26 protein-coding genes and 1 pseudogene are annotated in these 20245 nt (G+C 67.2%); 10 read left to right on the top strand and 17 right to left on the bottom strand.

What is annotated here, in order from left to right:
• Window positions 1-3: 3 nt before the first annotated feature.
• The gene (locus ACIA49_RS19095; RefSeq protein ID WP_396378517.1) at window positions 4-1791 is read left to right on the top strand and encodes an ABC-F family ATP-binding cassette domain-containing protein; all 1788 of its coding nucleotides are present in this window, start codon (window positions 4-6) and stop codon (window positions 1789-1791) included.
• A gap of 386 nt (window positions 1792-2177) precedes the next feature.
• Here the strand turns inward: ACIA49_RS19095 and ACIA49_RS19090 are convergent, their stop codons facing one another.
• A complete protein-coding gene (locus ACIA49_RS19090) occupies window positions 2178-2675 on the bottom strand; it encodes a MarR family winged helix-turn-helix transcriptional regulator (protein ID WP_391546059.1) in 498 nt (165 codons plus the stop codon).
• Between the two features lie 105 nt (window positions 2676-2780).
• Between ACIA49_RS19090 and ACIA49_RS19085 the strand changes: the two genes are divergently transcribed.
• A complete protein-coding gene (locus tag ACIA49_RS19085) occupies window positions 2781-3566 on the top strand; it encodes a methyltransferase domain-containing protein (RefSeq protein ID WP_396378516.1) in 786 nt (261 codons plus the stop codon).
• A complete protein-coding gene (locus ACIA49_RS19080) occupies window positions 3563-3910 on the top strand; it encodes a VOC family protein (RefSeq protein ID WP_396378515.1) in 348 nt (115 codons plus the stop codon). The genes ACIA49_RS19085 and ACIA49_RS19080 overlap by 4 nt, the downstream gene beginning before the upstream one ends.
• A gap of 53 nt (window positions 3911-3963) precedes the next feature.
• On the opposite strand, the gene ACIA49_RS19075 is transcribed toward ACIA49_RS19080, so the two are convergent.
• From ACIA49_RS19075 to ACIA49_RS19050, 6 genes are all read right to left on the bottom strand, one after another.
• Window positions 3964-6423 carry an ABC transporter permease gene (locus ACIA49_RS19075; RefSeq protein WP_396378514.1) on the bottom strand — a complete coding sequence of 820 codons (2460 nt, stop codon included), beginning with the start codon at window positions 6421-6423 and terminating at the stop codon, window positions 3964-3966.
• Between the two features lies 1 nt (window position 6424).
• Entirely contained in the window at window positions 6425-7153 is a 729-nt protein-coding gene (locus ACIA49_RS19070) for an ABC transporter ATP-binding protein (RefSeq protein WP_396378556.1), read from the bottom strand.
• 161 nt (window positions 7154-7314) lie between these two features.
• Complete coding sequence (locus tag ACIA49_RS19065; RefSeq protein WP_396378513.1) at window positions 7315-7989, bottom strand: response regulator transcription factor; 675 nt, start codon at window positions 7987-7989, stop codon at window positions 7315-7317.
• Window positions 7986-9170, bottom strand: coding sequence for a sensor histidine kinase (locus ACIA49_RS19060; RefSeq protein ID WP_396378512.1), 1185 nt, complete (start codon window positions 9168-9170; stop codon window positions 7986-7988). Before ACIA49_RS19060 ends, ACIA49_RS19065 begins: the two co-directional genes overlap by 4 nt.
• A 177-nt stretch (window positions 9171-9347) precedes the next feature.
• Window positions 9348-9989, bottom strand: a complete 642-nt coding sequence (locus ACIA49_RS19055; protein WP_396378511.1) for a TetR/AcrR family transcriptional regulator — start codon at window positions 9987-9989, stop codon at window positions 9348-9350.
• Window positions 9990-10047: 58 nt separating this feature from the next.
• A complete protein-coding gene (locus ACIA49_RS19050) occupies window positions 10048-11049 on the bottom strand; it encodes an acyl-CoA desaturase (RefSeq protein WP_396378510.1) in 1002 nt (333 codons plus the stop codon).
• A 378-nt stretch (window positions 11050-11427) separates the two neighbouring features.
• On the opposite strand from ACIA49_RS19050, the gene ACIA49_RS19045 reads away from it, so the two are divergent.
• Both ACIA49_RS19045 and ACIA49_RS19040 read left to right on the top strand, forming a co-directional pair.
• Window positions 11428-11913, top strand: a complete 486-nt coding sequence (locus ACIA49_RS19045) for a DUF6326 family protein (protein WP_396378509.1) — start codon at window positions 11428-11430, stop codon at window positions 11911-11913.
• 37 nt (window positions 11914-11950) lie between these two features.
• A complete protein-coding gene (locus ACIA49_RS19040) occupies window positions 11951-12415 on the top strand; it encodes a DUF4304 domain-containing protein (protein ID WP_396378508.1) in 465 nt (154 codons plus the stop codon).
• Here the strand turns inward: ACIA49_RS19040 and ACIA49_RS19035 are convergent.
• The 4 genes from ACIA49_RS19035 to ACIA49_RS19020 all read right to left on the bottom strand — a co-directional run bounded on the left by ACIA49_RS19035 (window position 12403) and on the right by ACIA49_RS19020 (window position 14093).
• Window positions 12403-12723: a hypothetical protein gene (locus ACIA49_RS19035; protein WP_396378507.1), complete on the bottom strand. Its 321-nt coding sequence runs from the start codon at window positions 12721-12723 to the stop codon at window positions 12403-12405. The two genes, ACIA49_RS19040 and ACIA49_RS19035, sit on opposite strands and share 13 nt — an antisense overlap.
• 26 nt (window positions 12724-12749) lie before the next feature.
• Complete coding sequence (locus tag ACIA49_RS19030; RefSeq protein ID WP_396378506.1) at window positions 12750-12992, bottom strand: HIT family protein; 243 nt, start codon at window positions 12990-12992, stop codon at window positions 12750-12752.
• Window positions 12993-13221: 229 nt separating this feature from the next.
• On the bottom strand, window positions 13222-13680 hold the full coding sequence (locus tag ACIA49_RS19025; RefSeq protein WP_396378505.1) for a hypothetical protein: 459 nt from the start codon (window positions 13678-13680) through the stop codon (window positions 13222-13224).
• Window positions 13677-14093, bottom strand: a complete 417-nt coding sequence (locus tag ACIA49_RS19020) for a GNAT family N-acetyltransferase (RefSeq protein WP_396378504.1) — start codon at window positions 14091-14093, stop codon at window positions 13677-13679. Before ACIA49_RS19020 ends, ACIA49_RS19025 begins: the two co-directional genes overlap by 4 nt.
• 103 nt (window positions 14094-14196) lie before the next feature.
• Here ACIA49_RS19020 and ACIA49_RS19015 point away from each other — a divergent pair.
• From ACIA49_RS19015 to ACIA49_RS19005, 3 genes and pseudogenes are all read left to right on the top strand, one after another.
• Window positions 14197-14469: pseudogene (locus ACIA49_RS19015) on the top strand (class I SAM-dependent methyltransferase); the annotation flags it as partial.
• Window positions 14470-14512: 43 nt separating this feature from the next.
• Complete coding sequence (locus ACIA49_RS19010; protein WP_396378557.1) at window positions 14513-14764, top strand: hypothetical protein; 252 nt, start codon at window positions 14513-14515, stop codon at window positions 14762-14764.
• Window positions 14765-14783: 19 nt separating this feature from the next.
• Window positions 14784-16190 carry a serine hydrolase domain-containing protein gene (locus ACIA49_RS19005; RefSeq protein ID WP_396378503.1) on the top strand — a complete coding sequence of 469 codons (1407 nt, stop codon included), beginning with the start codon at window positions 14784-14786 and terminating at the stop codon, window positions 16188-16190.
• Window positions 16191-16203: 13 nt separating this feature from the next.
• Here the strand turns inward: ACIA49_RS19005 and ACIA49_RS19000 are convergent, their stop codons facing one another.
• Window positions 16204-16662 carry a cupin domain-containing protein gene (locus ACIA49_RS19000; protein ID WP_396378502.1) on the bottom strand — a complete coding sequence of 153 codons (459 nt, stop codon included), beginning with the start codon at window positions 16660-16662 and terminating at the stop codon, window positions 16204-16206.
• Window positions 16663-16747: 85 nt separating this feature from the next.
• The gene (locus ACIA49_RS18995) at window positions 16748-17137 is read right to left on the bottom strand and encodes a VOC family protein (protein WP_396378501.1); all 390 of its coding nucleotides are present in this window, start codon (window positions 17135-17137) and stop codon (window positions 16748-16750) included.
• Here ACIA49_RS18995 and ACIA49_RS18990 point away from each other — a divergent pair.
• Entirely contained in the window at window positions 17136-17444 is a 309-nt protein-coding gene (locus tag ACIA49_RS18990) for a hypothetical protein (protein WP_396378500.1), read from the top strand. The genes ACIA49_RS18995 and ACIA49_RS18990 overlap by 2 nt on opposite strands.
• 1 nt (window position 17445) lies before the next feature.
• Here ACIA49_RS18990 and ACIA49_RS18985 read toward each other — a convergent pair whose 3' ends face one another.
• On the bottom strand, window positions 17446-18060 hold the full coding sequence (locus ACIA49_RS18985) for a muconolactone Delta-isomerase family protein (protein WP_396378499.1): 615 nt from the start codon (window positions 18058-18060) through the stop codon (window positions 17446-17448).
• Window positions 18061-18089: 29 nt separating this feature from the next.
• Window positions 18090-18887, bottom strand: coding sequence for an alpha/beta fold hydrolase (locus ACIA49_RS18980; protein ID WP_396378498.1), 798 nt, complete (start codon window positions 18885-18887; stop codon window positions 18090-18092).
• A 48-nt stretch (window positions 18888-18935) separates the two neighbouring features.
• Here ACIA49_RS18980 and ACIA49_RS18975 point away from each other — a divergent pair, with 48 nt between their 5' ends.
• Window positions 18936-19439 (top strand): hypothetical protein, encoded by a 504-nt coding sequence (locus ACIA49_RS18975; RefSeq protein ID WP_396378497.1) that lies wholly within the window; start codon window positions 18936-18938, stop codon window positions 19437-19439.
• Here ACIA49_RS18975 and ACIA49_RS18970 read toward each other — a convergent pair.
• Together ACIA49_RS18970 and ACIA49_RS18965 are read right to left on the bottom strand one after the other, a co-directional pair.
• Window positions 19436-19735, bottom strand: coding sequence for a hypothetical protein (locus tag ACIA49_RS18970; protein ID WP_396378496.1), 300 nt, complete (start codon window positions 19733-19735; stop codon window positions 19436-19438). The two genes, ACIA49_RS18975 and ACIA49_RS18970, sit on opposite strands and share 4 nt — an antisense overlap.
• A 70-nt stretch (window positions 19736-19805) precedes the next feature.
• A complete protein-coding gene (locus ACIA49_RS18965) occupies window positions 19806-20141 on the bottom strand; it encodes a VOC family protein (protein WP_396378495.1) in 336 nt (111 codons plus the stop codon).
• Between the last annotated feature and the right edge of the window lie 104 nt (window positions 20142-20245).

The raw sequence follows: 20245 nt of genomic DNA, 5'->3' as shown, positions 1-20245 counted from the left end.
GTTATGGCTGCCGCTAATTTGGTCAACCTGGAAGCTGTGTCCAAGGGCTTCGGGACTCGTGTATTGCTGGATGCCGTCAGCCTGGGGGTGGGACGGGGCGACCGGATTGGCGTGGTGGGGCGCAACGGGGACGGGAAGTCGACGTTGCTGCAGGTGCTGGCGCGGCGGGAGGAGCCGGACAGCGGGCGGATCACGCACAACCGGGATCTGCGGCTGGGGTTCTTGGGGCAGACGGATGAGCTGGACCCGGGCGAGACGGTGCTGCATGCGGTGCTTGGGGATGTTGAGACCTATACGTGGGCGGCTGATCCGCGGGCACGGTCGGTGATGGAGCACTTGCTGGGTGAGGTCGACCTTGAGGCCAAGGTGGGCACGCTCAGTGGTGGGGAGCGGCGGCGGGCTTCGTTGGCGAAGCTGCTGATGACCGAGGTCGACCTGCTGGTGCTGGACGAGCCGACGAACCACCTGGACATCGAGGCGGTCAACTGGCTGGCTCAGCATGTGGTGGACCGGGCCGGCGCGCTTGTCGTGGTGACACACGACCGGTGGTTCCTCGACGCGGTGTGCACCAACACGTGGGAGGTGCAGGGCGGCAATATCTCGTCGTACGAGGGCGGGTACGCCGCTTATGTGCTCGCGAAGGCGGAGCGGACGCGGAGCGCTCAGGTCAGTGAGGTCAAGCGGCAGAACCTTCTGAAGAAGGAGCTGGCCTGGCTGCGGCGCGGGGCGCCGGCGCGGACGAGCAAGCCGAAGTTCCGGATCGATGCGGCGAACGAGCTGATCGCGAACGAGCCTGAGCCTCGCGACAAGCTGGCGTTGTCGAAGCTGGCGACGGCGCGGCTCGGCAAGGACGTGTTCGACGCGGAGGACGTGAGCCTGCAGTTCGGCGATCGGGTGATGCTCGATCACGTGACGTTCCGGCTCGGCCCGGCGGACCGGATCGGGTTGCTGGGGCCGAACGGGGCCGGCAAGACGACGTTCCTCAAGGTGCTGACCGGGTTGCTGCCGCCGGACCACGGTGTGGTCAAGCAAGGCAAGACGGTCCGGGTGGCCAACCTGTCGCAGCATCTCGAGGAGATCAACGGATCGGTGACGGTTCTCGATCACATCAGCGCCATCAAGAACACGGCGGCGCTGGCCGGCCACGGTGGTGAGATGACGAGCTCGCAGTTGCTGGAGCGGTTCGGGTTCACCGGGGATCGGCTGACCACGCGGATCTCGGACCTGAGCGGTGGTGAGCGGCGGCGGTTGCAGCTGCTGCGGATCCTGCTCGACGAGCCGAACGTACTGATCCTCGACGAGCCGACCAACGATCTGGACGTCGAGACGCTGACCGTGCTGGAGGACTTCCTCGACAGCTGGCCGGGTGTCGTCGTCACGGTCACGCACGACCGGTACTTCCTGGAGCGGGTCAGCGACATGGTCTACGCGATCATGGGTGACGGCCGGGTCCGGCATCTGCCGCGCGGCGTCGACCAGTACATCGAGGACCTCGAGGCGGGCGGGGCCACGCGTCGTACGGAGAGCAGGCCCGTCGTGGCCGTCGACAACACACCGGCAGAACAGCCGGTGGACGCGGCGGTGGTGCGGGCGGCGAAGAAGGAGCTGAACCGGATCGAGCGGCAGATCGCCAAGCTCACCGAGTCCGAGGCGAAGCTGCACGACCAGATCGCCGCGAACGCGAGCAACTACGAGCGGCTGGCCGAACTGGACGCCGATCTGCGCAAACTCGGCGACGAGCGCGCCGAACTCGAAACGCAGTGGTTCGACGCCGCCGAACGGGCCGAATAAAACAATTCCGATCTGATCAAACCCAAAGGCCCCGGAAATGAGGCGGCGCGCCCTCCGATCCCCTGTGATTCGGAGGGCGCGCCACCAAGGGTGAGCGGGCCCCGTGCCGACCGGCGTTGTCCGGGCCCCGAGCCCCGGACACCACACGATCGCTTTCGGCGAACCACCTCTAGCCGCCGAAGTCACCGTGTCGTTAACGTTTTGTAGTCGATTCACCACCGACAGTAAGGACCCTAGTGGCCTCGGTCACTCAGTGTCGATAGAGGTCCGCTACAGCAGTCTCTCGATCTCGTTGCAACTAGCAACGATTCGGGAGATACGAAGTGACGGTCTGTGGTTTCACAGAATTGCGGCGGAATTCTTCGGAATGTGTATACAAACACCCATCAGTGCTTTTCCAGATCGAACGGCCGGACGAGTTCGCGCAACAACTGGGCGATCCGCGCCTGGTCGCGGACGCTGATCGCGCCGAGCAGTGTCCGCTCGTGCGCCAGCAAATCGGCCATGGCCGCATCTACCGCGTCCCGCCCGGCATCGGTCAGCTGGACCAGCACGCCGCGCCGGTCGGCCGGATCCGGAAGCCGCTCGACCAGACCGCGAGCGGTGAGCCGATCGACCCGGTTCGTCATCGTCCCCGACGTCACCAGGGTCTCCTTCAGGAGCTTCCCGGGAGACAGCTGGTACGGCGATCCCGCTCGCCGCAACGCCGCCAGTACGTCGAACTCCCACGACTCGAGTCCGTGGGTCTCGAACGCCTGACTGCGTGCCCGATCCAGGTGCCGCGCGAGCCGGCTGACCCGCGACAGGACCTCCATCGGGGTCACGTCGAGGTCCGGACGCTCCCGGCGCCAGGCTTCGAGTAGCCGGTCGACCTCGTCTTCCATGCCTGTGAGCGTACGCCATCAAAACTCTTGACATCAAGAGACCTGCGATGCCTAAGATATCTCGACGTCAAGATAAATCCCCGCAGAGCAGAGAAGGTGCCAAGCATGCGCACGTCCCCCGTCTGGAGCCCCGAGCAGTACGGCACGTACGCCGACGAGCGCGGCCGCCCCTTCGCCGACCTCGTCCGCCGCGTCCGGGCCGACGAGGTGAAGACCGTCGCCGACCTCGGCTGCGGCCCCGGCGCCCTCACCGCGACCCTGCGCGAAACGTGGCCGACGGCAACCATCGTCGGCCTGGACAGCTCCCCGCAGATGCTCGAAGCCGCGGCGCAGTACGCCGATGACCACCTCAGCTTCGAGTTGGCCGACGTACGGGAGTGGGAGGCGCCCGAGGGCAGCCTCGACGTGATCGTCACGAACGCGACCCTGCAATGGGTTCCCGAGCAGCTCGACCTGCTGCCCGGCTTCGTCAAGGCGCTCCGCCCCGGCGGCTGGCTCGCGATCCAGATCCCCGGCAACGGCAACGCCCCGTCGCACGCGATCCTCCGCGAGCTCGCCGGCAAGGACCCGTACGCCGAGTTCGCGCGCGACCGGTCGTTGCGCCCCGACGTTCCTGGCCCGGCCGACTATGTCGACGTACTGAGCGCTGAGGGTTGCGCCGTGGATGCGTGGGAGACGACGTACTTCCACCTGCTGCAGGGTGACAACGCCGTACTGGAGTGGGTGAAGGGAACGGGGGCGCGGCCGGTGCTGCAGTCGCTGCCGGACGAGCTGCGCAAGGACTTCGAGGCCGAGTACGGCGCTCGCCTGGCCGAGGCTTATCCGCAGCGCGACTATGGGACGTTGCTCCCGTTCCGCCGGATCTTCGCAGTAGCGCAGAAGCTCGCATGAGGCTCGACCACGTGCAGGTCTCCTGTCCGCCCGGCGGCGAGGAGGTCGCCCGCGCGTTCTACCGCGACGCCCTCGGCATGACCGAGGTCGAGAAGCCCGAGCTCCTCAAAGCTCGCGGCGGTTGCTGGTTCCGCCTCGATGACGCCGAGCTCCACATCGGCGTCGAGCAGGACTTCCGGCCGGCGCGGAAGGCCCATCCAGCACTGCAAGTCGACGACCTGGACAGCCTGGCCGCGCAGCTCGAGGCGTGCGGCTATCCAGTTGCCTGGGACAACGAAACGATCCCGGGCCGCCGGCGCTTTCATACCGCCGACGGCCACGGGAACCGGATCGAATTCGTGTAGACGTACAGTGGCTCGCCCAGCCCCCTCAAGCCGGGCGAGCCACTAGCTCTCGGTTACTCGGTGGCCAATGCCCCCGCCGGTGCGACCTTGGCGGCCCGGCGGGCGGGCAGGACCGAGGCGAGCAGACCGGCCACGGCGGCAATTGCCGCGATCGCGACCAGGAGCCCGACCGGTACGGCGTACTGGACCTTCCCGTCGACCGTCTGACCACCCATCAGGGCACTGGTACCGGTCCAGCCGTAGATCAGCCCGAGCGCGATCCCGAGGCCGGCGGCAACCAGTGCCATCAGCAACGATTCGATCGCTAGCATGCTGCGCAGCTGGCGCCGGGTCAGACCCATTGCCCTGAGCAACGCGTTCTCCCGCGTCCGTTCCAGGACCGACAGGCTGAGCGTGTTGCCGACGCCGACCAGGGCGATCAGCACCGAGACGCCGAGCAGACCGATGCCGACGGCAAGGAGTACGTCGAAGATCTTCGTGTACGCCGTCCGCTTCGCCAGGCCGCCGCTGACCCCGAGCTCCTTCACCGACGGCAGCGACTGGCTCACCGAGTCGATGATCTTGCCGCCGTCCGCCTTCGGGTCCGAGGCCAGCCAGTAGCTGGTGACGGGTGCGTTCGGTGCCAGCTTGGCGAGGTCGGTCGCGGTCAGGTTGAACGGTTCCAGGCCGAGGCCACGCTTGAGTGTCACGGTGAGTGTGTTCTTGCCGGAGACGATCGCGACCTTCGCGCCCTCTTCCAGGTTCAGCCGGGACAGCGTCCCGTAGTCGACGAGCGCCGTACCGGGCTGGAGGTCGTTCACCAGCGTCGGGTTGTGGATGACGGTACCGGCGGTCGTCTGGTCGATCCCGGTGACCTGGAACTCCTCGCCCTTGGTCTTGATCTTGATCTGCTTGATCGGCACGACCTGGGTGATGCCCTTGATCGACCGGAGCTGCTGCTCGGCCCCGGCGGGCATCTTCTCGTTGTACGTCGAGACCGTCAGATCGACCGGGTACTGCCCGTCCATCGACACGTCGAAGGTCTTGCGCACCGACGCGATCCCGACACAGGTCAGGCTGATCAGCGTCACGCCGATGAGCAGGGCCGCGGTCGTGGCCGCCGTACGCTTCGGGTTCCGGACCGCGTTCGCGACGGCGATCCGCGACGGTACGCCGGTCCGCGCCGGCAGCGCGCCGAGTACCCGGATCAGCGCCGGGACCAGGAGCGTCCCGAGCGCCAGCACGCCGAGGAACGAGACCACGCCGCCGCCGACACCGGCGATCACGTTGTGATCGCTCGCCGCGTAGGCCAGCAGCGCGCCGCCGGCGGCGAGGAGCAGGAACCCGAAGACGATCCGGACGATCCCACGCTTGGAGGCAGCGACGGGCGCGGCCTCGGGCCGCAGCGCAGCCAGCGGCGCGACCTTGGTCGCACGACGAGCCGGTACGACGGCTGCCGCGATCGTGGCGATCGTGCCGAGCAGCAGCGGCAGGAAGATCGAAGCCATCCCGAGGTGCAGCGAGACCGGCGGGATACCCCAGTCGAACTCACGGGACAGTGCCAGCGCGAGCGCCGACAGCGCGACTCCGAAGACCACTCCGATGGCCGAGGCGATCACCCCGACCACGGTCGCCTCGGCGAGCACGGAGGAGAACACCTGCCGCTTGGAGGCGCCGACACAGCGCAGCAGCGCCATCTCGCGGGTCCGCTGGGCGATCACGATCGTGAAGGTGTTGCTGATGACCAGGCAGGCGACGAAGAGCGCGATGACGGCGAACATACCGAACACGCCACCAAGGACGTCGATCCCGTTGGTGTAGTTCTTCACCTCGTGCTCGATCCACGCCTTGCCGGTGTAGACCTGGATCCCGCTGCCGACCGCGGCCTGCACGGCATCAGCCACCGCCTGTTGGCTGGTACCGGCCTTCCCGGCGACCTCGACACCCTGGGTGAAACCCTTCGGCTCGAACGTCTTCACGGCGGCCTCGGTGGCGACCGCGGCTCCCTGCCCGAACGCGCTCTTGTCGTCGATCAGGCCGACGATCTTCACGGTCCAGGACTTCTGGTCGTACGACGTGATCCGCAGCGACTGACCAACGGCCACGTTGTGCTTGGCCGCGAGCTTGTTCGGCAATGCGATCTCATTGGTTGCGGTGGGCAACCGGCCGGCCGTCGTACTGGGGACGGCGATCTGAGTGGTGTTGTGCAGGGCATCGATCGGCAGTGACACCGGGCGAACCAGCCCCGGGAAGCTGGTTTCCATGTAGGCGGTCGTGATCGCCACGGACTCGGCGACCTGCGGAAGCGCCTTCACCTTGGCCAGCGCGGCCGGTGTGATCTCCGCATTGTCAGGGGACGCGTAGGCGTCGACACCCTTGTACTGTGCGCCGATCGTCTCGTCGATGCCATGGGAAGCCGACGAGTGCGCGGTCATCGCCAGGGCGCCGAAGCCGACCCCCAGCACGATCGCCAGACACGCGGCGACCAAGCGGCCCAGATGGGCGCGCAACGAGGAGAGCAGGGAACGTCGCACGTCAGGCCCCCAGCTGGCGCAGCGCGTCGAGAACGGTCTCCGGCTTCGGGTCGTACAGCTCGCCCGCAAGCTTGCCGTCGGCAAGCATCACGACGCGGTCCGCGTACGACGCGGCCAGCGGATCGTGGGTCACCATCACCACGGTCTGACCGAACTCGCGGACACTGCGGCGCAGGAAGCCGAGAACCTCCGCGCCGGACCGCGAGTCCAGGTTGCCGGTCGGCTCGTCGGCGAACACGACCTCGGGCCGACCGACCAGCGCCCGCGCCACGGCGACGCGCTGCTGCTGACCACCGGACAGCTCCGACGGGCGGTGGGTCAAGCGGTCCTTCAGGCCCAGTACGTCGACCAGCGTGGCCAGCCACTGCTGATCGGGCTTGCGGCTGCCGAGCTCGAGCGGGAGCAGGATGTTGTCCTTGGCGGACAGCATCGGCAGCAGGTTGAAGGACTGGAAGACGAAGCCGATCCGGTCCCGGCGGATCTTGGTCAGCTCCGAGTCGGGCAGCTGGGTCAGCTCGGTCTCGCCGAGCAGGACCTGACCACCGGTCGGCGTGTCCAGGCCGGCCAGGCAGTGCATCAGCGTCGACTTGCCGGAGCCGGACGGGCCCATGATCGCGGTGAAGTTGCCGACCGCGAAGTCGACCGACACACCGTCCAGCGCGGCCACGGCGGTGTCGCCCTGGCCGTACACCTTGCGCAGCTCGTGTGCGCGGATCGCCGTCCGGGGCATCCCGTCCTGCGGCAGCCGCCCTGCCGCAAGCTCACCGGTCTGCAAACTCATGTCACTCCCTGGTTCCGTCGACAGGCCCGCCCTGTCCTGCAACTCAAGGTAGTGAAATCGCCGGCCCGGTACGTCGGACCAGGGAACGTCTTCGGTGTAGTACCTGGGTATTACTTGGTCGGCCGGACGAGCCCGGTCTCGTACCCGAGGACGACCAGGGCGACCCGGTCGCGCAGGCCGGTCTTGGCCAGGATGCGGCCGATGTGGGTCTTCACGGTTGCCTCGGACAACGTGAACAGCGTCGCGATCTCGGTGTTCGACAGACCGCGCGCGACCTCGACCAGCACCTCGCGCTCCCGGGCGGTCAGCTCGGCCAGGTCGGGGCGCTCGACTCCCTGATCAGGAAGGGATCCGGCGAAATGCTCGAGCAGCCGCTTCGTCGTACTGGGGGAGACGACGGCGTCGCCGGAGTGCACCTGGCGGATCGCCGACAGCAGATCGGCCGGCGGTGTGTTCTTCAGCAGGAAGCCGGCCGCACCGGCCTTGATCGCGGCGAACGCGTACTCGTCCAGGTCGAAGGTGGTCAGCACGATCACCTTCGGTGCCTTCGGCAACGACTGCAGCTGGTTGGTGGCCTGGACGCCGTCCAGGCGGGGCATCCGGACGTCCATCAGGACGACGTCGCACGCGGTCACCGAGATCTTCTCGACCGCCTCGCCGCCGTCACCCGCCTGCCCGACCACCCGCATGTCGGGCTGGGAGTCCACGAGCATCGTGAAGCCGGCCCGGACCAGCTCCTGGTCGTCCACCAGGAACACCCGGATCACATCTTCAGTCTCGCTCACTGCACTCCTCCGTTGGGCAGGTGGTACGGGAGCTTGGCGATCACCTCGTAACCGCCGCCCGCCTTCGGTCCCGCGCTCACCGTACCGCCCGAGACCGAGGCGCGTTGACGCATCCCCACCAGACCGTGACCCGGTTCGGTGCTCGGGGCAACGCCACCACCGCGGCCGTCGTCGGTGACCACCACGGTCAGTACGTCGCGCCCGAAGTCCAGGCTGACCGAGGTGCTCGCGCCCGGCCCGGCGTGTTTCAGCGTGTTGGTCAGACCCTCCTGCACGATCCGGTACGCCGTCAGTCCGAGCAGCGCGGGGAGATCGCGGGGCGTGCCGGTGACCTGGTACGCGACCGACAGACCGGCCTCGCGAACGTTCTCGATCAGCTCGGGCAGGCTGGAGACGCCGGGCTGGGGGCGCGGCTGGTTCGGGTCGAGTTCGTGCTGCTCGTCAGCTTTGAGTAGGCCGAGCATCTTGCGCATCTCGGTCAGGCTCGCCCGCCCGGTGTCGCCGATCGTGGCGAGCGCCTTCTTGGCCGCCTCGGGGGACTGGTCGGCGGCGTACAGGCCTCCGTCGGCCTGGACGATCATGATCGACAGGCCGTGGGCGACGACGTCGTGGATCTCTCGAGCGATCCGGGTCCGCTCGGCCGAGACGGCGAGCTTGGACTCGCGGTCGCGATCACGTTCCGCCTGGACAGCACGTTCCTCGAGCTGAGCGACGTACAGGCCTCTGGTCCGGCGGCGCTCGCCGAGAGCCCAGACGCCGAAGACGAGCGCGCCGAGGGCGACCATCATGGTCACCTGCTGGCGCCAGTCGTCGTTCGCCCAGTAGCGGGAGGTCGCCATCAGTACGCCGAGACCGCCGATGCCGAGCGCGATCCGGCTCAGGCGGACGTCGCCGTACACGGAGATCGCGTAGAGGGCGACGAGCAGGCCGACGTTGCCGGGCTGGAGCTCCACGGCGGCCAGCCACTGCAGGACGGCGAGGCCGGAGACGACGAAGAAGACTGCCTCGGGGTGGGTGCGGCGCCAGATCAGCGGGCCGATCATCGCCAGCCCGACGATGCCGCCGAGCTTCGCCTGCGCGAGACCCAGGAAACCGGCCGACACGAACAGGGCGCCCGCGAACATCAGGTCGAACGCCTTGCTGCGCGCAGGCAGCGGCCGCGCGGTCAGAAACCCCGTCATGCGGGCCAGCGTACGGCGGACGGAGTGGGTTGCGGGTCATGCCACGGTTGGACTTCGCAGTACGACCGTGGTCGGCGGACCCCAGACACTCACCAACTTCTCCGGCGGATGCCGGCGCACGCTCAGCGTGGGCTGATCGGGGCCGTTTTCCCGGGGTTGGTGAGTGGGGGCGGTCCGCTACTTGTGCGGGCGGGTCGACAGGACCGGCTTCGCCTCGAGCCCCGCGAGGCCGTTCCAGGCCAAGTTGACCAGGTGAGCGGCGACGTCCTGCTTGCGCGGGCGGCGCGCGTCGAGCCACCACTGACCGGTGAGCGCGACCATGCCGACCAGCATCTGGGCGTACATCGGGGCGTTCTTCGGGTCGAGACCGCGCCGCTTGAAGTTCTCGGCGAGGATGTGCTCGACCCGGGTCCCGACGTCGCTCAGGATCGAGATGAACGACCCCGTGGACGACCCGACCGGCGAGTCCCGGACCAGGATCCGGAAGCCGTCGGAGTTGTGCTCGATGTAGTCCAGCAACGCCAGCGCCGCCTGCTCGACCAGCTCGTGCGCGCGGCCCGCGGTCAGCGCGCCGGTGACACCGTCGAGCAGGGCGCGGACCTCGCGGTCCACGACAACGGCGTACAGGCCTTCCTTGCCGCCGAAGTGTTCGTACACGACCGGCTTGGAGACCTCGGAGCGGGCCGCGATCTCCTCCACCGAGGTCGCCTCGTAGCCGCGCTGGGCGAACAGGCCGCGGGCGACCGTGATGAGCTGCTCGCGACGCTCGGCACTGGTCATCCGGATCCGGCCGGACCGCCGCGGTTTGGGTTCCGTCACGTCGAGATCACGTCAGCATCATGCCGTACTTCGGGTGTTGCCGGTGGGAGTTTTACGGTCAGGCCGCTTTCAGAGTACGGCGTGCGTCGTCCACGCGGCGGGCTTCCAGGCGTTCCTTGACCGGCCAGCGCACGTCGCTGACCCAGCCCATCTTCTCGAAGAACCAGATGCACCGGGCGGAGGTGTCGAGCTGGCCCTTCAGCACCCCGTGCCGCGCGCAGGTCGGGTCCGAGTGGTGCAGGTTGTGCCACGACTCGCCCTGGCTCAGGATCGCCAGCCACCACACGTTGCCGGACTTGTCCCGGCTCTTGAACGGCCGGTCGCCGATCGTGTGACAGATCGAGTTGATCGACCAGGTCACGTGGTGCAGCAGCGCGATCCGGACCAGGCTGGCCCAGAAGAACGCGGTGAACGCGCCCTGCCACGACATCGACCACAGGCCGCCGATCACGGCCGGCAGCAGCAACGAGACCGTCACCAGCAGCGGGAACATCCGCGACACCCGGATGATGTCCTTGTCCTTCAGCAGATCCGGCGCGTACTGCCGCTGCGGAGTCTGCTCGGTGTCGAACAACCAGCCCACGTGGGCGTGGAAGAACCCCTTGGTCAGCGCGCCGATCGAGTTCCCGTACTTCCACGGGCTGTGCGGGTCGCCGTCGCGGTCGGAGAACTTGTGGTGCTTGCGGTGATCGGCCACCCACCGGATCACCGGACCCTCGATGGCCAGCGAGCCGGCGATCGCCAGCGCGTACTTCATCGGCCGGTTCGGCTTGAACGACTTGTGCGTGAACAACCGGTGGAAACCGATCGAGATCCCGTGACCGGAGACCGTGTAGAACACCGCCGCGATCACGACGTCGCGCCACCCCAGGAACCCGCCCCACGCGATCGGCACCGCGGCCAGTACCGCCAGGAACGGAATCCCGATGAACAGTGCCAGCGCGATCTGCTCCCACACCTGCTTCTGCTCACCCCCGAGCGTGCCCGTGTCGACATCGAGTACGTCGTCCTGCACAGTGCGGCTCGGCGCCTCCGGCGCGGCAACGGCGGGTGGAGTCATCGGCGTATTCCCTCGGTCGGAGGTCTGCTTACCTACGCAACCGTAACCTACGGACCCGTAGGTTAGGAACCCCTCAGCTGGTCGCCGCCCCCACTCATGGCAGACTGTCCGGGCAACCATGATCCCCCATGGGGTAATCGGCAGCCCGCGAGACTTTGAATCTCGAAGACCAGGATCGAAACCTGGTGGGGGAGCAGCGCGAAACCCCGGCTCGGGACTCTCTGAGCCGGGGTTTCGCCATCAGGTCTCCTCGGCCGAAAGTACGAGCGAGGGACCATGCCATCGGCCGGGTGAACTCCGGCTTCCGGGCCGAGGTGCTCGCGGCTGTGCTCAGCGATCGTGGACCTACCGATCCGCATCGCGATAACGGAGCCCACGATGAGCACACGTCAACCCACCACATTCGACGACCAGCCGGTCCCGGTGCGAGCCAAGCTCGCCGCCGCGTGGACCAGCTTCATGTTCCTGTACGCCTACGTGGACATTCTCAACTTCTTCACACCCGGCACCATCCAGGACATCCTCAACGGCAAGGTCTTCGAGTTCGACCTCTCCCAGACCTTCTCGACCACGGCCCTGGCCCTGATGGCCGTCCCGATCCTCATGATCGTCCTGTCCACCACACTGCCCGCCCGGCCCAACCGCCTCGCGAACCTCATCGTGGCCGCGCTCTACGTCCCCGTCACGGCGTTCAACGCGCTCAGCGAGTCCTGGCTGTTCTTCTACGGCCTCGGCATCGCACTCGAGTTGCTCCTACTAGCCCTCATCCTCCGCACCGCCTGGACCTGGCCCCACACCTCACGGTCGGCGATCATCGCGACCAGCCCGGACCGTGAAACCGTGCCCCGGCTCGGGAATCTCTGAGCCGGACCGCCATCATTGGGCCTGAATGGAGGCGGTCATGACACCACGCCAGGCGATGGACAACGCCTTGAAGAGTGTGATCACCCAGCACTTGCGACCCAGGGGGTTCACCGGATCGCTACCGCACCTGCGCCGCCGGTCCGAGGCGCAGGTCTGCTTGATCAGCGTTCGGTATTTCTCCGCCGGTGGCAGCTTCGCTGTCGAGATCGCGGAGTGCGGCCCCGCCGGCTTCACGACCTCGTCGGGCCGGCAGATACCTCCCGGCAAGGTGACGGCCCAGGACATCCCCACTCCGCGACCACGACTCGGCAGTGCGGACTTCCCCCAAGGCGATCATTGGTTCGTCTTCGGTCCACGAAACTACGAGCCTGGGGCGGACAAACTGCGGCCCTTCGAAGAGTACGACGCGCTTGCGACGGAGGTACTCCAGATGATCGAGTCACAGGCAGAGCCGTTCTGGAGCCGGCAGTTCGCGGCACGGACAGACCGTCATCCCGACTGATCGCCGTACCTCAACTGCTCGGCGAACACCGTGAACGTCGACCGGCCGTCGGCAGTTGATACTCCCCAGGGGGTGAGCGTCGAGATGGTGACCACAGTCTGGTCGATGCTCAAGATCTCGCAGTCCAGCTCGACTGCTACTGGGAACGGTGAATCGCGCGTCAGGTCATCCGTGGTGGCGAAGACAGGCGGCTTGTCGAAGACCGACCACACGTGGCCGTCCGCATCGGTGAAGGTCACCTCGACCCAGCCGGGGAACGGCTCATCGCTCACCCAGCGGACCGCGTCGCAGCACAGCCTCGAACTCACGGGGTGAGTATGGCAGCGCTGTGTTGCTAACGCTTCGTGAGATGTGAGCGGAGCTTGTGGGCGTAGGGGTGGCGGTCGGCTTGGGTGGCGGGGGTGGTGAGGTGGCGGGTGTTGTAGAGGTTGTCGCCGGGGTAGCGCGGGAAGACGTGCACGTGGTGGTGCCAGGCGTCCTGGTAGCCGGCCGGCTCGTTGTGCTGACGGGTGGAGACGCCTTCACAGCCGTAGGTGGTCCGGATCGCGATGGCGATCTCACGCACGGCATCGTGCACCGCATGACCGTCGGCGGTGGGAGGTCGTACAGGTTCTCGTGATGAGCATTCGGTACGACGAGCACGTGGCCAACGTTGTTCGGCCACCACCGAGACGACACGAACGCCGTCGCCCGCTCGCTCCGCAGTACGACGTCCTCCTGGCTGGTCAGCTCGTCCCCACCACCCCCAACAACCAGACAGAACGGGCACGCGTAATCCGGGGGCTCATGGTTGAACACGGCTCGCCTCACGATCTGTCTAGGTCGGGGCAGTTGGAGTCGATCCAGGTTGCGGTCAGGTCCTCGCAGGCGATGAGGATCGAGCCCGAGAGGCAGGTGAACTCGTGGGTGCATCCGTGGTCTATCGGGAGGATCTCGTCGAGCATGACGTCGCGCAGGCGAGCTACGTCGCCTGGTGGATTCAGCGTCACGCTCTGGACGCCGGTGTACCGGATGGTGAGGTCCTCTTCGTGCTTCCAGCAGTTGTGCTTGAGCTGTAGCTCGAGGCCGTCGCCGACCGATCGGAGGTGTTGGGGTTTGAGGTCCTTGATGCAGCGCCGGCCCCCGAAGTTGTAGTGCTCCGGATCGGTGGCGAAGGCGCGCGCACCGACGGGCAGAGCGTCGGCGATCGACGGCAACCGCTCCAGGTAGCCACCGGGATCGGAGGAGGTGCCGTCCCGATCGAACTCCACCCGGACATGTCTCATGAGCTAACCCGATCGAGGAGGAACCAGTAGTTGACGGTGGGGCCTTGGGCGGCGAGGCCGCCGCCTAGGGCGTCGTAGAGGGAGCGGGCGGCGTGGTTGTCGGCGGCGGTGGTGAGGAACATCTTGGTGGCGCCGGCGAGGGTGCCTGCGGTCATGAAGGTTTGGAGGAGGGCTTTGCCGAGGCCTTGGCGGCGGTAGGGCTCGGCTACTGCCAGTTGGTGGAGGTACAGCATGGAGGTGCCGTCGGGGCGGGGGAGGTGGTAGCCCCAGCACCAGCCGCGGGGTTCGGTACCGGCGACGAAGGCGAGGGTGCCCGGTGCGGTCAGAAATCCCGGGTCGAGCTTGCTGCCCATGAACTTGGCGACCGCCGCCTCGAGCCGCACGGGGTCGGCAGCCGTGATGTCGATGGTCACGGTTGGCCAAGGCCGACGAGGGGAAGGTCGTTGCCGTCGTGCTCCAGTCTGGTTCCACTCATATTCGTAAGCCTTTCACGGGAATCGTGTCTACGCTGGGGAAATGCGTTACTACGAGGTGGAGCCGCGGGAGGTTTATCGGCGGGTGGTGGGGGAGGGGAAGACGCAGTGGAACGATGTTTTTGAGGTGGGGAAGGGGTTTGGGGACTTTCCTAACAAGGGGTTTCTGGAGGGGATGGTGCCGGAGCTGCCGGTGGGTGCGTCGGTTCTGGAGTATGGGTGTGGGACCGGGCCGGCGGCTTGTTTTCTCGCGGGGCGGGGGTTTCGGGTTGATGCGGTTGATGTGAGCGCGGAGGCTGTTGCGCTCGCGAGGCGGTTCGCGGGGGAGCTCGGGGTCGCGGTCAACTTCGCCGTACAGGATGTTTGTCTACCGCGGTGTGCGGGATCGGCTCGCGCCGGGTGGGCGGTACTTGATCTCGACGGCCTTGTACGACGTGAATCGCGGGTACGGCGAGGAGTTCCGGTACGACGCGGTCACGGGGATCTGTTATCGCGGCGAACTGCCGTACCGCCGGCACCTCACGCCGTCGGCCCTGCGCGCGGAGTTGACCGACGCGGGCTTCAAGGTCGTGTCCTTCAGTGGCGATAATTTGGTGTGCGTGAAGGGGTAGCAGCGGTTACCGTCCTGGGATGTCTCTGCTGCCGCGATCGACGCCGTCCGCTGAGGGAATGTCGTCCCGCTCGATCAGCGCGCTGCTGGACCAACTGGAAGCGGAGTCCGTCGAGCTGCACTCGCTGATGATCGTGCGCCACGGGCAGGTCGTCGCGGAAGGCTGGTGGACGCCGTACGACGCTGAGCGTCCGCACCTGTTGTACTCGCTGACCAAGTCGTTCACGTCGATCGCCGTGGGGCTCGCGATCAGCGACGGGCTGCTCTCGGTGGATGATCGCGTCGTGGACGTGCTGCCCGACCACGTCCCGGACGATGTCTCGGAGCAGGGGAGTCGCATCACGGTTCATCACCTCCTGTCGATGACGGCGGGGCATCCGGCCAACAGCCTCACCGAGGCTTGGGAACTGGAACCGCACGACCTGACGAAGGGCTTCCTGCGCATCCCGTTCACGGACCCCGAGGGCACGCGGCACACCTATGACGACGCGATCACCTACGTGCTGGCCCGGATGGTGGAGCGCGTCACCGGCCGCGATCTTCGGGAGCTGCTCGACGAACGACTCTTCCGGCCGATGGGGATCGACCATGCCGAGTGGGACCGGCTGGCTGATGGTGCGGCGTTCGGGTTTCACGGGCTGCACCTCACGACGGAAGCCGTTGCCGCGTTCGGTGAGCTGTTGCTACGTGGAGGTCGTTGGGGCGATCGTCAGCTCGTACCGCGTGAGTGGGTGGAGCTTGCGACGACTCGGCACGTCGAGACCTTGCAGCTCGACGACGGCTCGGCCAGTCCAGACTTCCTTTGTGGGTACGGTTACCAGTTCTGGAGGTCGCGTCACGGTTACTTCGCGAACGGCGCGTTCGGCCAGCAATGCCTCGTCGTACCGGATCACGACCTCGTCATCGTGGTCACCGCGGCCCTCGACGAGCGCCAGCCGATCCCCGGCATCTTCTGGGACTACCTCCTGTCCGGTCCGGACGACGCGGGGAGTGACGAGCTCCTGGCCGAGCGGTTTCGCCAGTTGACGCTCGCGCCGGTCCAAGGTTCGCCCTGTGCAGGACGCTCCGCCAAAGCCGTCCTCGAAGCCGCTGCCGATTCCCCACTGCCTGCCGGTACGACGGTGCGCGTGGAACCCGCCGACGCTGGGTGGCACGTGGCATTCGGCTCGCTGTTCACCGTCGAGGTCGGTCACGACGAATGGCGCGAGAGCGCACCCCTCGGCCGCCCACTCGTAGCCATCGGCGGCTGGCACGACGACACCTTCACAGCCGACCTCTACGTGATCACCACCCCGCACCGCGTCCGCCTGGTAGTCGACGCCACAGCCGGTACGGCGGTCGCCACGTGGAACGGCGTACCCCTAACTGGCCCCAACCTCGAGCTACACCTCCGCGCACCCCTCATGACCCGCCCCGACGTCAGCTGACCGCGGCGGAGGCTCAGGGGAGGGGGTGGGTGATTGCGAGTGGTGGGGCGGTGAAGGTGATGCCGGCGGTGGCGCTGGCGGTGGTGAGGGACGTCGGGTCGTCGGGGTCGTAGGACTCGAAGAAGTGCTCGAGGCCGGCCGGTGCGGTGATGATCAGCAGCCGGCCTGGAGTGGCGGCGACGTTCTGGAAGGCGTGCGGGAGGCCGCGAGGGCCGTAGGCGAGACCGCCGGTGGTGAGGGTGACGATGGAGTCGCCTGTCTTGAACCGGTACTCGCCGTCGAGGACGTACCAGATCTCGTCGTCGCGGGTATGGATGTGGGTGGCCGGTCCGTCGTGGGGCGGATTGAGGAGTTCGACGACGGACAGGGCGCCGCCTGTGCTGGACTCGCGCGCCATGACCCAAGCGTCGGATCCAGTCGGAGTTTCGAGGCGCGGCGGCTCACCGCGGCTGACGGCGAACGGCTCGGACATGGTGTCCTCCGCAGAAGGTGATCCTCCGGCCAGTATGTGACGAGCGCCGCCGGCTTGCCTAGGCGCCAGGTTCGTCTGTACGGCGTTATTCGGGCTGGGCGGGGAGCCAGCAGAGGCAGAAGGGGTGGCCGGCGGGGTCGGCGTAGACATTGGTGCCGCGGGGTGCGGTGAGGTCGCCGGACTTGAGGAGGCGGGCGCCGAGGGTGAGGGCCTTGGTGTGGGCCTCCGCGTGGGCGGTTTGGCCTTCGAAGTAGAGGTCCAGGTGGATCTGCTGGGGCTGCGTGTTGTCCGGCCAGGTGGGTGGCTGGTGGTTGGGGGAGTGCTGGACGCCCAGGGCCCAGCCGCCGTCGACCCAGATGGCGTGCCAGGTTTCGCCCCACTTCTCGACGGTGCCGTCCAGGAAGGACGCCCAGAAGGTGCTTTCGGCGTCCAGGTCGGCGGCGTCGAAGACGATCATGCGGTGCTTGATGTCCATGGCCCTCAGTGTCGCGGATGATGGTCTGGTGGAGAACCCGATCGCGCAGAACGACGCAGCTGAGATCTGGCTGCGGCGATCCGGATTCGTCGACTGGAACTACCTGGAGGGCGGTGGTGACGGCCTCGAGTATCCGGTGGCAGTGGCCCTCTGGCTGTGCAACCGGGTGGTGAACCTGCTGGTGTTCTGGGGCGGCTGGACCTTGTGGGTCTTCGAACCCGGCGACGACGGAAAGCTGATCCGCAAGGTCCGCTACCGCCGCAAGCGGCGCGCCCTGGCCGACGTGGAGCGCCAGCTCACGACCTGAGTCAGACGGGGTCGCTGGGGTGGTGGGAGAGCGGGATGGTGTCGATGTGCATCCAGGGTTTGAGGGGGAGGGTGTTGAGGATGGCGTCGAGGTCGGCTGGGGTGGTTGCTTGCCAGAGGCCGAAGCCTTGGGTGGTGGGGAGCTTCCAGAGGCGGACGAGGTGGCTGGCGGCGGCTTCGGCGGCTGCGGTTTGGGCCTCGGCCGCATAGGTGGCGTCGACGGTCGCCTTGTCCACGTCTGAGGGGATCGTGACGGTGAAGGTGGTGAAGAACTGCTGGGCGTCGGGGTTGTGTGAGGTCGGCGTCGCGGGGTTGTTCACGTGCGGACCTAACGGGGTGACCTTGTCGGCACGCCAGATGTGGAGCGGCATGGACGCCAATACTTGCTGCAGCGCCACCTCGTCCGGGGCGGCGAAGAGGCCGAAGGTGCGCCATTCGCCAGGTGCGAGCGGCGGGCGCCAGAGCCGAAGAAGGTTGCCGTCAGCAATGAGTTCGCGGGCGCGGGCGGCCTCGCGGGTGCGGATGTCATCGACTGCCGCCTCGGTCGTACCGGCCGGGACCTGCGTCGTCATCTCGACCAGGAACTCCATCACGTTCGCCTCCATCGGTGCGCTCACCCAAGTATCCCCGCCCGTACGACGCTCCCTCAGCCGAGGAAGTTGTTGAGCTGCTCGGACCAGAGGTCGGGGCGCTCGAAGTGGCACATGTGGGCCGTGCCGGGGATGACGGCCAGTTGAGAGTTCGGTACGGCGGTGTGCAGGCGCTCGGCGAGTTGGACGGGGAAGCCCATGTCCTTCTCACCGTGCAGGATCAGGATCGGTTTCGCGAAGTCGCGCAGGATCGTCTCGGGGTCGCCCGGGCACCACGGGTGGTAGAGGCCGGCCATCGCGCGCTCCCAGCTCCAGTCGCCTTCGTCGCCGAGGCTCTCCAGGAGTTCCAGGTACGCCGGGGCCTTCGCGAGGTCCCACACGAAGATCGTCGAGTTCCGTTCCTCCGGTTTCGCGGCACGCTCGCGTCGCTGGTACTCGTCCCAGCCGGCCAAATACTCTTCCGCCGCACGACCGTCGTACGCGGTCGTCGACGCCAGCACCAACCGCCGTACCAGCTCTGGATGTTTGTCCACGAACTGCATCGCGGCCCGGCCACCGGTCGAGAACCCGAGCAGGTCGACCTGCTCCAGACCGAGCTCCTCGATCAAGCGGCGCGTGTCCTCCACCACGTACTCGGGTTGGAGCCGCTCCGCGGGCAGCCCGCGCGTGCTTCGCCCACAGCCGCGGAAGTCGAACAGCACCACATGCCGGTCGACCTCGGCAAACCCCGGAACCAGATACCCGTGCCCTACATCGGGTCCGCCGTGAATCACCACCAGTGAAGGCTCGTCGCTCCGTCGCCCGAGCTCCCGGACGAACAGCTCGACCTCGCCGACATCCACCATCCGCTCCATCCCCAGATATTCCCAGCCAGGTAGGACAGTTCGCCGCATACTGACGGCATGAACGCGCACGAACCCAGCGGACTGCTCAAGTACACGTGGACGGAGGCCGACTTCACCGAGATGGGCTGGTCGGACTGCATCATCCATGCGATCAGCGTCGGCGGGTACGACGGCGAACAAGACGACGAGCGGATCCCGAACGGGCGATTGCTGCTCGACCTCGACTACATCGTGCGCTGGGTGAAGCCGGTCCCGCCGAGCCCGTACTACTCGTACTGGATCGCGCCGGCAACTCTCGTGTTCGACAACGCGTGGAACATGGACGGGGGCATCACACCCGCCGACGACGGGTTGCTGGAGGTCTTCGAACTCGAGCGCCTGCCGCCACCCGATGACTGGCCGCATCCCGTGTGGGATTTCCATGGCTGGAACTTCCGTCTCAGCGTCCGCGCCACCGGCTACACGCAATACATCCGCCAACAGCCGCAGCACACCACCACATCCCCTCTCACCATGGCGCAACGGGGTGGGCTCGGCTTTGCTGAGGTGCCGTTCGGCTAGGCGGTGATGGGGATGCCGACGTCCATCACCTCACGGATCTCGCAGGGATAGGGGAGCAGTTCGGTGAGGTTGGTGGTCGTGGTGAGGTCGGGGAGGTCGACCAGGTAGACGCCGTGGAGGTCGTTGGGCGGCACGGCGGGGATGAGCGGGAGGACGGCGTGCAGGGTGCCGTGGGTCCGGACGGCGGTCGCGAAGGTGCCCATGGCGGTGAGGATCTTGTCCTGGGCGGCCGAGTCGGCGGCGGCCCAGCGGGCGTCGTGGCCGGCTTCGGTCATCAGGATCAGGAATTTGGGCATCGAAGACCTCGTTTCGGCGGGCGGACTGTCCTGGGGATGACGGATGGGTACGGCCGGAATCGACAGCCAGTCATGGATGGATCAGGCAGAAGAGGATGCCGTCGGGCGATTCGAGGACGGTGAAGTCCGCGTCCTTCGGGTAGGTCCAGTCCTCGACCAGGCGGGCGCCGAGCGCTTCGAGGCGCGCGACCTCAGCATCGACCGTCGTGTCCGGGGTGACCCAGAGGTCCAGGTGGGTGCGGTCGGTGGAGTCGAAGTGCAGGCGAGTGGCGGGCCGGCTGTCTGGTGGGAGCAGGAAGTCCGGGTTGCCGGCCTGTGGCGTGTAGTCGAGGACTTGGCTCCAGAAGGCGGAGGCCGCGGTCGTGTCGGGGACGTTGACGATGATCGCGCCGAGTGTGAGGCCCATGGTTTCTCCCGGGTCGGTGAGTTGGACGTGATTCTCGCGCGCCGCACCGACAGTACGGCGTTCTGCTACGGAGAGTCATCGGATGAGCCACCCCGGCCAGGTAC

This window comes from Kribbella sp. NPDC051587, assembly GCF_044453945.1.
Lineage (GTDB): Bacteria > Actinomycetota > Actinomycetes > Propionibacteriales > Kribbellaceae > Kribbella.
This window is presented reverse-complemented; position numbering and strand designations above follow the sequence as displayed.

Bases quoted from the DNA above. Each gene is read 5' to 3' on its own strand.
- ACIA49_RS19010 (WP_396378557.1), top strand. From the start codon at position 14,513: ATGTTTGTCTACCGCGGTGTGCGGGATCGGCTCGCGCCGGGTGGGCGG.
- ACIA49_RS19045 (WP_396378509.1), top strand. From the start codon at position 11,428: ATGAGCACACGTCAACCCACCACATTCGACGACCAGCCGGTCCCGGTG.
- ACIA49_RS18970 (WP_396378496.1), bottom strand. From the start codon at position 19,735: ATGCCCAAATTCCTGATCCTGATGACCGAAGCCGGCCACGACGCCCGC.
- ACIA49_RS19070 (WP_396378556.1), bottom strand. From the start codon at position 7,153: ATGCCCCGGACGGCGATCCGCGCACACGAGCTGCGCAAGGTGTACGGC.
- ACIA49_RS19025 (WP_396378505.1), bottom strand. From the start codon at position 13,680: ATGAGACATGTCCGGGTGGAGTTCGATCGGGACGGCACCTCCTCCGAT.
- ACIA49_RS19090 (WP_391546059.1), bottom strand. From the start codon at position 2,675: ATGGAAGACGAGGTCGACCGGCTACTCGAAGCCTGGCGCCGGGAGCGT.
- ACIA49_RS19080 (WP_396378515.1), top strand. From the start codon at position 3,563: ATGAGGCTCGACCACGTGCAGGTCTCCTGTCCGCCCGGCGGCGAGGAG.
- ACIA49_RS18990 (WP_396378500.1), top strand. From the start codon at position 17,136: ATGGCCCTCAGTGTCGCGGATGATGGTCTGGTGGAGAACCCGATCGCG.
- ACIA49_RS19000 (WP_396378502.1), bottom strand. From the start codon at position 16,662: ATGTCCGAGCCGTTCGCCGTCAGCCGCGGTGAGCCGCCGCGCCTCGAA.
- ACIA49_RS18995 (WP_396378501.1), bottom strand. From the start codon at position 17,137: ATGGACATCAAGCACCGCATGATCGTCTTCGACGCCGCCGACCTGGAC.
- ACIA49_RS19005 (WP_396378503.1), top strand. From the start codon at position 14,784: ATGTCTCTGCTGCCGCGATCGACGCCGTCCGCTGAGGGAATGTCGTCC.
- ACIA49_RS18980 (WP_396378498.1), bottom strand. From the start codon at position 18,887: ATGGAGCGGATGGTGGATGTCGGCGAGGTCGAGCTGTTCGTCCGGGAG.
- ACIA49_RS19040 (WP_396378508.1), top strand. From the start codon at position 11,951: ATGACACCACGCCAGGCGATGGACAACGCCTTGAAGAGTGTGATCACC.
- ACIA49_RS19050 (WP_396378510.1), bottom strand. From the start codon at position 11,049: ATGACTCCACCCGCCGTTGCCGCGCCGGAGGCGCCGAGCCGCACTGTG.
- ACIA49_RS19085 (WP_396378516.1), top strand. From the start codon at position 2,781: ATGCGCACGTCCCCCGTCTGGAGCCCCGAGCAGTACGGCACGTACGCC.
- ACIA49_RS18975 (WP_396378497.1), top strand. From the start codon at position 18,936: ATGAACGCGCACGAACCCAGCGGACTGCTCAAGTACACGTGGACGGAG.
- ACIA49_RS19060 (WP_396378512.1), bottom strand. From the start codon at position 9,170: ATGACGGGGTTTCTGACCGCGCGGCCGCTGCCTGCGCGCAGCAAGGCG.
- ACIA49_RS18965 (WP_396378495.1), bottom strand. From the start codon at position 20,141: ATGGGCCTCACACTCGGCGCGATCATCGTCAACGTCCCCGACACGACC.
- ACIA49_RS19095 (WP_396378517.1), top strand. From the start codon at position 4: ATGGCTGCCGCTAATTTGGTCAACCTGGAAGCTGTGTCCAAGGGCTTC.